8 protein-coding genes are annotated in these 10293 nt (G+C 71.0%); 1 reads left to right on the forward strand and 7 read right to left on the reverse strand.

Translation table 11 applies throughout. The features are described from left to right. The first annotated feature begins 256 nt into the window (after positions 1–256). Positions 257–1426 (forward strand): class I SAM-dependent rRNA methyltransferase, encoded by a 1170-nt coding sequence (locus tag VFR64_04440; protein ID HET9488989.1) that lies wholly within the window; start codon positions 257–259, stop codon positions 1424–1426. A gap of 12 nt (positions 1427–1438) precedes the next feature. On the opposite strand, the gene VFR64_04445 is transcribed toward VFR64_04440, so the two are convergent. From VFR64_04445 to VFR64_04475, 7 genes are all read right to left on the reverse strand, one after another. Continuing rightward, positions 1439–2476, reverse strand: coding sequence for an MBL fold metallo-hydrolase (locus tag VFR64_04445; protein ID HET9488990.1), 1038 nt, complete (start codon positions 2474–2476; stop codon positions 1439–1441). Positions 2477–2480: 4 nt separating this feature from the next. After that, a complete protein-coding gene (locus VFR64_04450; GenBank protein HET9488991.1) occupies positions 2481–3701 on the reverse strand; it encodes an ATP-binding protein in 1221 nt (406 codons plus the stop codon). A 27-nt stretch (positions 3702–3728) separates the two neighbouring features. Then, the gene (locus VFR64_04455; GenBank protein ID HET9488992.1) at positions 3729–4469 is read right to left on the reverse strand and encodes a HAMP domain-containing sensor histidine kinase; all 741 of its coding nucleotides are present in this window, start codon (positions 4467–4469) and stop codon (positions 3729–3731) included. Between the two features lie 21 nt (positions 4470–4490). Continuing rightward, on the reverse strand, positions 4491–7178 hold the full coding sequence (gene alaS / locus VFR64_04460) for an alanine--tRNA ligase (GenBank protein HET9488993.1): 2688 nt from the start codon (positions 7176–7178) through the stop codon (positions 4491–4493). Between the two features lie 24 nt (positions 7179–7202). Further along, on the reverse strand, positions 7203–7688 hold the full coding sequence (locus VFR64_04465) for a regulatory protein RecX (GenBank protein HET9488994.1): 486 nt from the start codon (positions 7686–7688) through the stop codon (positions 7203–7205). Continuing rightward, positions 7685–8866, reverse strand: coding sequence for a type IV pilus twitching motility protein PilT (locus tag VFR64_04470; GenBank protein ID HET9488995.1), 1182 nt, complete (start codon positions 8864–8866; stop codon positions 7685–7687). The genes VFR64_04465 and VFR64_04470 overlap by 4 nt, the downstream gene beginning before the upstream one ends. Before the next feature lie 9 nt (positions 8867–8875). Further along, the coding region (locus VFR64_04475) for a recombinase RecA (protein ID HET9488996.1) at positions 8876–10293 on the reverse strand (1418 nt) is incomplete at its 5' end.

The raw sequence follows: 10293 nt of genomic DNA on the forward strand, positions 1-10293 counted from the left end.
GACCACGAGGGCGGCGGCGATGAGCGCGCATTCGTTTCCCATCTACGGTGCCGGCGTCGTCAGCGTCGCAGGGAAACGGGTCTCACGGAGGTCACCACCCCCCGCTCCCCCTGAACCACGGCGCGGCGCCGGCGCCTCCACTCGGCCTCGGCCGCCGCTGAGCGGCGGCCTCGCCTTCGCGCTCAGGCTTCGGCGGCTGGTATTGCCCACGGGCCCGGTGCTTCTTCGTCATCGGGCTTCGGGTAAGCTCGCGAGCATGCGTGGGGGGGTGTTGCGGCTCAGGAGGGGGCGAGAGGGGCGGGCGCGGGTGCATCCGTGGATCTTCAAGGGCGATGTCGCCGACGTGGGGGGCGCTGGAGCCGGCGACGCGGTCACGGTCGTCGATTCGAGCGGACGCTTCGTGGGTCGGGGATTCTACAACCCCGGGCCCGCCCTCTGCTGCCGCGTCGTCACGTGGCAGGACGAGGCGCTCGATGGCGAGCTCCTTCACCGCCGGATCGAAACGGCCGTCGCGCTGCGTGGGGGCGCGGCAGGGCCGACGCTGGGCCGCCTCGTCTGGAGCGAGGCCGACGGCCTGCCTGGGTTCGTCGCCGATCGCTACGGCCCGGTCCTCGTCATCCAGTGCTCGACGCTCGCCATCGCGCAACGCCGCCGGGAGCTCGCGCGGGCCCTGCGCGCCGCCGTGGGACCGCTGCCCGTGTTCTGCGCCGACGACCCGACGCCCGGGCGCCTGGAGGGCTTCGAGCCGGAGCGCGGCTGGCTCGGCGAGCCGGGGCCGCCCGACGTCGTCGTGCAGGCCGGAGCCGTCCGCCTCGTCGTCAGGTTCGGGACCGGCCACAAGACCGGGCTCTACCTCGACCAGCGCGACAACTACCCGCGCGTGGCGGAGCTGGCTGCCGGGCGGGACGTCCTCGATGCCTTCTGTTACACCGCCGCCTTCGCCTGCCACGCGCTGCTGGCCGGCGCCGGCCATGCGGTCTGCATCGAGTCCTCGCCCGAAGCCAGCGCCGGCGCCCGGGAGAACCTCGCCCTGAACGGCGTGGCCGACCGCGCCGAGCTCGTCGCGGCCAACGCCTTCGACGAGCTGCGCCGGCTGGACCGTGCGAACGCCCGCTTCGGCCTGGTGGTGCTGGACCCGCCGCCGTTCGCTCCCGGCCGCCGCACGCTGCCGGCCGCCGCCCGGGGCTACAAGGAGATCAATCTGCGCGCGATGCGGTTGCTGGAGCCGGGCGGCCGGCTGGCGACCTTCTCGTGCTCGCACCACGTCTCCACGACGTTCTTCGAGGAGATCTGCCGAGAGGCGGCGACGGATGCCGGAGTCCGGCTGCGGGTGCTGGCCAGGCTCGGGCCACCGGCTGACCATCCTGTGCTCCTCACCGTGCCGCAGACCAACTACCTCAAAGGCCTCCTGCTCGAGGCGGTGTAGCCGCCGGCCCGGTCACCAGCTCCGGGTCTCGCCGTGCCGGAGCACCCACACGCGCTCGGGACCCAGCCCGCGACGACCGCTCTCCGCGGCCAGACGCCGGGGCGGCTCGTCGAGAGGCTCCTCGGCGAGGTCGAAGGTGCCCCAGTGAATCGGCACGAAGGCCCGCGCGCCGATGTCCTCGAAGACGTCGAGCGCCTCTTCCGGCGTCGTGTGCGCGGCACGCATGATGATGGGGGGCAGGTACGCCCCGATGGGGACGGCCGCCAGGTCGAACGGCCCGGCTCGCCGGCGGATCTCCTTGAAGACGCCGGCATAGGCCGTGTCGCCCGCGAAGAACAGGCGCCGGTCCCGGCCGGCGATGGCCCATCCGCTCCACAGGCGACGATTCCGGTCCCAGAGGCCGCGCCCCGAGAAGTGCTGGGCCGGCACGCAGGTGATGGTCAGCCCGTCCTCGGTGCGCCGGTCCCACCAGTCCATCTCCGCCACGTCCGTGATGCCGAGGCCGGCGAGCCACGTCTCGACCCCGAGCGGCACGATGAACCGAGGACGATGCTCGGCGGCCAGGCGGCGGACGGTCGCCACGTCCAGGTGGTCGTAGTGATCGTGGGAGATGAGCACCAGGTGGATGGGCGGAAGGTCCTCGAAGCGAAGACCCGGGGGAGTGACGCGCCGGGGGCCCCCGAAGCTCACCGGGCTGGCCCGTTCCGACCACTGGGGGTCCGTGAGCACGTTGACGCCGTCGAGCTGCACGAGCAGGGTGGCGTGGCCGACCCAGGTCACGGTCGGCCGGGTGCGGTTGCTCCGCAGCGCCGCACCATCGTTGGCGACACGGGGAAGCTCGATCGCCCGCGGGCTGAACGTGCTCGACCAGATCCGGCTCACCACGAAGCGGGCGCGGACCCACGTGCTCGCCGGCTCATGCGTCGTGACCGGGTTGGCGAAGCCGCGCTCACGATGGTGGGCGGGCGCACCTGCGATCGGGCCGCCCACGTGGCCGCAACCGGCGGCGAGGACAGCGCCCAGCAGCCCGGCCAGCGCGGCGCGGCGCACGGGCTCAGCCGCGGGGCTCGCCGACGGGCAGCTCGACGACGAAGGCCGCCCCGCCCCCGGGACGATTCTGCGCCCGGAGCCGGCCGCGATGCTCGCTCACGATGCCGTAGGAGACGCTGAGGCCCAGGCCGGAGCCGTGCCCGGCGGGCTTGGTCGTGAAGAACGGGTCGAAGATCTTCGGCAGCACGTTGGGATGGATCCCCGGGCCGGTGTCCAGGACCTCGATCACCGCCCACTGCTTGCTGGCCCGGACCCGGAGGGTCAGGATCCGCTTGCCCGCGTGGCCGGCCAGCGCCTGGTGAGCGTTCTGGACCAGGTTGAGCAGCACCTGCTGGATCTGGTTGGCGTCCGCGTACACGGCGGGGCAGGCGCCCAGATCGGTGACCACCCGGATGTTGTCCTGGTCGAGCTGGTAGGCCTTGAGGTCGAGCACCCGCTTCACCTGGTCGACCAGCGAGCAGGGGCGGCGCTCGGGGGTCGAATGGCGCGCGAAGGTCAGCAGATTCTGGACGATGCGGGCCGCCCGCGTGGTCTCCTCGGAGATGATCTGGACCCGCTCGCGCGCCGCCGGAGAGAGCTCGCCGGCGCGGGCCAGCAGGTGCGCCTGACCGAGGATCGTGGTGAGGGGATTGTTGATCTCGTGGGCCACGCCGGAAGCCAGCTCGCCCACCGCCGACAGCTTCTCGGCGTGGATCAGCTGGCTCTGGGTGAGCTTGAGCTCGTCGAGCTGGTGCCGGGTCTCGGAATAGAGCCGCGCGTTGTCCACGGCGATGCCGATCTGATGCGCGGTCGCCTGCACCAGCGCCACCTCCCGCTCGTCGAACTGCTCGGCGGTCCGGCGGCCGAGGGACAGCGTGCCCAGGATGCGGCCGCGGCTCCGGATGGGCACGCACACGAACCCGCGGATCCTCGCGGAGCGCACGGCCACGCGTGCCGGGGGAAACAGATCGGAGGCCCCCATGACGTCGGGGACACAGACCGCCTCACCGGTGGTCGCGACCTTGCCGATCAGCCCCTCGCCCACGGGGAGCCGGCGATTGACTTCGCGCAGGGCGGGCGACATGCCTCGCTCGCCCTGCAGCACCAGCCACTGCCCGTCCTCGGAAACGAGGTGCAGGCTGGAGACCTCGTGTCCGGTGACCTGGGTCAGCGCCTCCACGGCCGTCCGCACCACCTCGTCGACGTCCAGGCTGCGGCTGACCGTTTCCGCGACGGTGTGCAGGATCGAGAAGAAGGGGTCGACGGCGGCGCCTCAGCTTCCGGCCGGCAGGCTCAGGACGAACTCCGCGCCTGGCACCCCGGCCTCCACCAGGCGGACCGCGCCCCCATGGGCGGCGGCGATCGTCTGCGCGATGCAGAGTCCCAGCCCCGCCGCGCCCCGCCGGGTGGAGACGAACGCCTCGAAGATTCGCGCGGCGTCCTCCCGGGGCACGCCGGGGCCGCCGTCGGCGACGCTCACCTCGACGCCGTTCGGGCTCCGGCGGACGCCGATGCGCACACGGCCACCGTCCGGCATGGCGTCGATGGCGTTATGGAGGACCTGGGCCAGCGCGGTCTGGATCTGCAGCCGGTCGGCCGTCACCGTCGGCACGTCCGGACCGACCTCGACCTCGACCGACACCCCGGAGCTCTGCAGCCGACCCTGCAGCGCGCTCAGCACGTGCTGCACGAGCTCGGCCAGGTCCACGGGTCCGAGCTGCGGCGGGCGCGGGCGCGCGAAGCTCGAGAGGTTGTCGACGATCCTCGAGGCGCGCAGGGCTTGCTCCTCGATGGCGGAGAGCGTGTAGACGAGCTTGTCGTTGTCGACGGGCTTGCCGACCCTGAGCCCCAGCTGCAGGAGCTGGACTCGAGCCAGGATCACCGCCAGCGGGTTGCGCAGCTCGTGGGACACGCTGGCGGCCAGGCGGGTGACGAGGGAGCCATCTTCGGGCGCGCCCGCCCCCGGGGCGTCGCGGGGCCCAGCCGGAGCGCCGCCCGGGGCCTCCACGCTCATCACGAGAACTATTCTAGCCGGTCAGTTGCCGGCCCTGGCAGAGACGTGTGCGACGACCTGCCGTAGCGCTTCGTCCAGCCGATTCGCGTCCTTGGCCCCGCCCTGGGCGAGATCGGGCCGCCCCCCGCCGGTGCCGCCCGCCGCCCTGGCGACCTCCTGCATGAGCTTGCCGGCCTGGACGCGCGAGGTCAGGTCCTTGGTGACCCCCGAGACCAGGGAGACCTTGCCACCGGCCACCCCGCCGACAAACACGACGCCCGAGCCGAGCCGCTCGCGGACGCGGTCGACCACGGCCCGGAGCCCGTCGGCATCCAGGCCGTCCAGGCGCGCCACCACGACGGCGATGCCGTTGACCTGACGGGCCTGCGCCACCAGCTCGTCGGCCCGGCCGCGGGCCAGCCGAGCTTCCAGCTCGGCCAGCTGCTTCTCGAGGGCCCGCTGACTCTCCACGAGCTGACGCAGGCGCTGGGGCACGTCGCCGGGCGCGATCTTGAGGATCTCGGCCGCCTCGCGAAGGGCCCGCTCCTGACGCGCCACCGCGGCCAGCGCCGCGGGGCCCGCCACGGCCTCCACCCGCCGCACCCCCGAGGCCACCGCGCCCTCCGTCGTGATCTTGAGCAGGCCCAGCTGGCCCGTCTGATCCAGGTGGGTGCCGCCACACAGCTCGACCGAGAAGTCGCCGATCCTGATCACGCGCACCCGGCTGCCGTACTTCTCGCCGAAGAGGGCCAGCGCCCCGGCGCGCAGGGCCTCGTTCAGGTCCATCTCCTCGTGCCGCACGGCGAGGTTGGCCTGCACCTGCTCGTTGACGAGCCCCTCGATCTGCTCGACCTCGGGGTCGCGCAGCGCGGTGCCGTGGGAGAAGTCGAAGCGGAGGTGATCCGGAGCCACCAGCGAGCCGGCCTGGGCGACGTGGGTGCCGAGGACCTTGCGCAGGGCCGCGTGGAGCAGGTGCGTGCCGGTGTGGTGCTGGCGCAGCCCCTGGCGCCGCGGCGACTCGACACTGACCGCCACGTCCTCCCCTTCCCGGAATCCGCCCGCGCGCACGCGCACTCGGTGGACGACGAGCTTGGCGCCGCGGTGGTACGTGTCGACGATCTCGCCGCGCCCCGCGCGCCCCACCAGGGTGCCGGTGTCGCCCACCTGGCCGCCGGACTCGGCGTAGGCGGGCGTGCGGTCCAGGATGACCTCGACCTCGTCGCCCTCCACCGCCTCGCGGACCCGGCGGGGCCCCCGCTGGCCGACGTCCACCAGCGCGAGGATCCGCCCCGGCGCGGTGAGCGTGTCGTAGCCCACGAACTCCACGGCCGGGACCTCGGCCACGAGCTGCTGGTACAGGTGGGCCCCCTCGCCGTCGTCCGCTCCGAACGCCGCGCTCGCCCGCGCCCGATCCCGCTGGGCCGTCATCTCGGCGTCGTAGGCCCCCTCGGTCTCGTCCGTCACCCGCCAGCCTTTGTCCTCGAAGATCTCCTCGGCGAGATCGCGCGGGAAGCCGTGGGTGTCGTACAGCTTGAACAGAAACCGCCCGTCGAGCACGAGGGGACTGGTGCCACCCTTGTTCGCCTGATCGTATTCCTCGATGAGGCGCATGCCCGTGTCCAGGGTCTCGGCGAAGCGCTCCTCCTCGCCACGCACGACGTCCTCGATGCGGCGGCGCTCACCGGCGAGCTCCGGGTAGGCTGCCTGCATCAGCTCGGTCACCCAGTGCACCGTGCGGTAGAGGAAGGGCTCCTGCAGGCCGAGCAGGCGCCCGTGGCGCATGGCGCGCCGCATGATCCGGCGCAGCACGTAGCCGCGCCATTCGTTGGAGGGCGTGACGCCGTCGCCGATGAGGAACGTGGTGGCGCGCGCGTGGTCGGCGATGACGCGCATGGACACGTCGTCGTCCTCGCGCACGCGGTAGCGCCGGCCCGACAGGTCGGCGACCCGGCTCACCAGGGGCCACAGCAGGTCGGTCTCGAAGTTCGACGCCTTGCCCTGCAGCACGGCCGCGACCCGCTCCAGGCCCATTCCCGTATCGATGGACGGCTGCGGCAGCGGGGTGAGCCGGCCGGCGGCGTCGCGGTTGAACTGCATGAACACCAGGTTCCAGACCTCCAGCCAGCGGTCGCACTCGCAGGCCGGTCCCTGGCAAGGCCGGCCCGCCGCGACCTCCGCGCAGGGCAAGTGATCGCCCTGGTGAAAGTGGACCTCCGAGCAGGGGCCGCACGGCCCGGTGTCGCCCATGGCCCAGAAGTTGTCCTTCTCGCCCAGGCGGAGGATCCGGTCGTCGCCGAGGCCGGCGATCTTCTTCCACAGGGCGGCGGCGTCATCGTCGTCCGTGAAGACGGTGGCGCTCAGCCGGCGCGGGTCGATGCCGAGCTCGCGGGTCAGCAACTCCCAGGCGAAGGCGATGGCCTCGGCCTTGAAGTAGTCGCCGAAGGAGAAGTTGCCGAGCATCTCGAAGAACGTGTGGTGGCGGGCGGTGCGGCCCACATTTTCGAGATCATTGTGCTTGCCGCCGGCCCGCACGCACTTCTGGCAGGAGGTGGCCCGCCGGTAGTCCCGCCGCTCCTCGCCCAGGAAGACGCGCTTGAACTGCACCATGCCGGCGTTGGTGAACAACAGGGTGGGGTCGTCGCCGGGCACGAGCGATGACGACGGCACGCGTGTGTGGCCGCGGCCTTCGAAATAGCGGACAAACGTCTCGCGCAGTCGATCGCCCGTCATGAGGCAATCATTGTAGCATCCGGCTCACGGCGCCCGGCCGCCGGTCAGCTCGCGCACCACGCGGGCGACGACCTCGGCGCGGTGGCCACGGCGCGCCAGGTAGTCGGCCAGCCGGGCGCTGGCGCGGTCGGGGCGCGAGCGGCGGAGCACGGCCAGACGCCGCCGGGCCAGGACCCGCGCCTGCTCCAGCTCCGTGTCGGCGTCGAGCGCGGTCAGGGCCGCGTCGACCACCGCGGGGGTCACGCCGTGGGCCCGCAGCTCGGCCCGCAGGCGAGCCGGACCGTATCCCCGCCCGCCGCGCGCTTCGACCCAGCGCCGGGCGAAGGCGGCGTCGTCCAGGTAGCCACGACCGGTGAGCTCGGCGACGACGGCCTCGGCGACGTCCAGCGGCGCCCCCCGCCTGACGAGGCGGCGGTTCAGGTCGGCGCGGGTCCAGGGATGGCGGGAGATCAGATCGGCCGCCGCCCGGCGCGCCGCGGGGACATCCAGCGGGCGGCGGGGCTTACCTATCGCTTGCGGAACGGGCTCGCGCCCGCGCCGGGAGCGGGCCCGCCGCCCGGCCCCGGAAGGCCCGGCGCCGGCTTCTTCTGGTCGCCCTCGAACGTCAACTCACCGGTCGAGAAGATGCCGCGCACCTTGAGGTCGAAGTCGTCGGCGTTGGTGGCGGCTTCCCGGGCCGTCTCGTAGGAGATGATCCCGTCGCGGTAGAGCTTGAGCAGGCACTGGTCGAAGGTCTGCATGCCGTACTGCGCGGTGCCCTGGGCGATGTAGGCCGGAATCTCGGCCGTGCGCTTGGCCTCCCGGATGCAGTCCTTGATGAGGGCGGTGCCGATCATGACCTCCACCGCCGGCACCCGCCCGTCGCCCCCGATGGTGGGCACCAGCCGCTGGGAGAGGACGCCCACGATGACGGCGGCGAGCTGGTCACGGATCTGCTGCTCCTGGTGCGGCGGGAACGTGCCGATGATGCGGTTCACCGTTTCCGTCGCGTTCAGGGTGTGCAGGGTGGAGAGCACGAGGTGGCCCGTCTCGGCGGCGTGCAGGGCCACCGACATGGTCTCGGGGTCGCGCATCTCACCGACCAGGATGACGTCGGGGTCCTCGCGCAGCGCCGCGCGCAGCGCGATGGCGAAGTTGGTCGAGTCGTGGCCGATCTCGCGCTGGCTGACCACGCAGTTGATGTCCTCGTGGGCGAACTCGATGGGATCCTCGATGGTGATGATGTGATCGTTCCGGCTCCGGTTGATGAAGTCGATCATCGCGGCCAGCGTCGTCGACTTGCCGGACCCGGTGATGCCGGTGACGAGGATCATCCCGCGCCGCTCCATGGAGAGCTTCTCCAGCACCGGGGGCAGGTTCAGCTCCTCGAAGCGCGGCTTGCGGGTGGGAATCGCCCGCATGACGGAGCGGATCTGGCCCGTCGACAGGAACATGTTGACGCGGAAGCGGCCGTGGTCCCGGACGGCGTAGGCCACATCGATCTCGCGGCCGTCCTTGAGCTGGCCGTACAGGCGCTCGGGCAGGACGCGCCGGGCCACCCCTTCCATGTCCGCGGCGGTGACGACACCCAGGTCGGGCCGGGGCACCAGCCGGCCGTGGACGCGGAAGATGGGGGGCGAGTTCGGCTTGAGGTGCAGGTCGGAGGCGCCCTCCGTGACGCTGGCGACGAGGAGCGTGTCGAGGTCCACAGGTCCTCCCTACTTGACCGCGGCAGGCACGCGCAGGCCCAGGGTCTCCCGGATCTTTGACTCCAGGTCGGCGAGGACCGCCGGGTTGTCCTGCAACCACTTCTTGGCGTTCTCGCGACCCTGCCCGATTCGCTCGTTCTTGTAGGTGTACCAGGTGCCGGACTTCTCGATGACCTCCTGCTCGACGCCGGTGTCGAGGATCATGCCGGCCTTGGAGATCCCCTCGCCGTAGATCATGTCGAACTCGGCCTCCCGGAACGGCGGGGCCAGCTTGTTCTTGACCACCTTGGCCTTGGTCCGGACGCCGATCGAGTCCGTGCCCTGCTTGATCGCGTCTTGACGGCGCACGTCGATGCGCACCGAGGCATAGAACTTCAGCGCGCGCCCGCCCGGCGTGGTCTCCGGGGAGTTGTGGACGACAACGCCGTCCACCAGGTAGGTGTGGTGGCCCTCGATCTCCAGGTCGAACCGGTGTGAACGTCGCTTGTTGGCCTTGATGTAGCGCTGGAGGATCCGAACCGGAACGGCGCGCATGATGCGGCGACCAGCAAGAGATTCGCTCAACACCTCGGGATGCCAGGCAAAACGGCCTCGCAGGCTCTGATGCAGCTTGTAGTCAACGCAGGGATGAAGATATGGGGCGATCAACGCCTGAAACCGGGCGGTCTGTTCGGCATTAAACCGGAAACGAACACCATCGTCGCTCGGTTCACCGATCCCAAGCCGTGCCATGGTTTCACATACAACTCGGCGTGATTCCCCCTTCAGGGACTTGTTGCAGATCAGCGCCTTACCCTTACCCCACCGAGCATGGCTTCCTTCGTATGCACCGTCATCGCCGTACCACACAGCTAGGCCTCGTGGATCGAGCTGCCGAAGAGCCGCGCTTGTTGCTATCCGCTGCCCATCTTCGTCGTAGAGGTGGCGCCGGAGGTCGGCGACCGCCGGCGACGCCAACGTACTGAAACCGTACCCATTACCGACCCTGCCGATGGGGCGAGAGAACGGCTCGAGCAGAACATGCTTCCAGTGAAGATATTCTTTCTGCCTGGACGAATGTCCCACGCGAAAGTATGCGGAGTGACGCCCTGCCATCCTCAGGGATCCGTCGCCGAGCGTGCCACCCAGCAACAGCTGGTACTGATCCGAGGTGAATCTGTAGTCCGGCATCCCAAACAAGACCGAGTCGCCGACGTGGAGGTCTCCGGCCGGCACCTGACCGTTCAGCGTAAAGATCAAATGGTTCGGCGTTGGGGCGAAGAACCCGCGGTGAGCCGGACCACCGTCTACGACGAACTGCAGGAAATGGTCCGCAGGTCCGTTGTCGTACCAGTTGATGACTCGGCGCGGGCCGATCTCGCCGGTAGAGGGGTTGTAGGACAGTACCTCGACCGGTAGACGCCGACGTACGATGCGGCCAATCCGCT

The organism is Candidatus Methylomirabilota bacterium, assembly GCA_035709005.1.
In the GTDB taxonomy this organism is placed as follows: Bacteria; Methylomirabilota; Methylomirabilia; order Rokubacteriales; family CSP1-6; genus 40CM-4-69-5.

Bases quoted from the DNA above. Each gene is read 5' to 3' on its own strand.
- VFR64_04455 (HET9488992.1), bottom strand. From the start codon at position 4,469: ATGAGCGTGGAGGCCCCGGGCGGCGCTCCGGCTGGGCCCCGCGACGCC.
- alaS (HET9488993.1), bottom strand. From the start codon at position 7,178: ATGACGGGCGATCGACTGCGCGAGACGTTTGTCCGCTATTTCGAAGGC.
- VFR64_04440 (HET9488989.1), top strand. From the start codon at position 257: ATGCGTGGGGGGGTGTTGCGGCTCAGGAGGGGGCGAGAGGGGCGGGCG.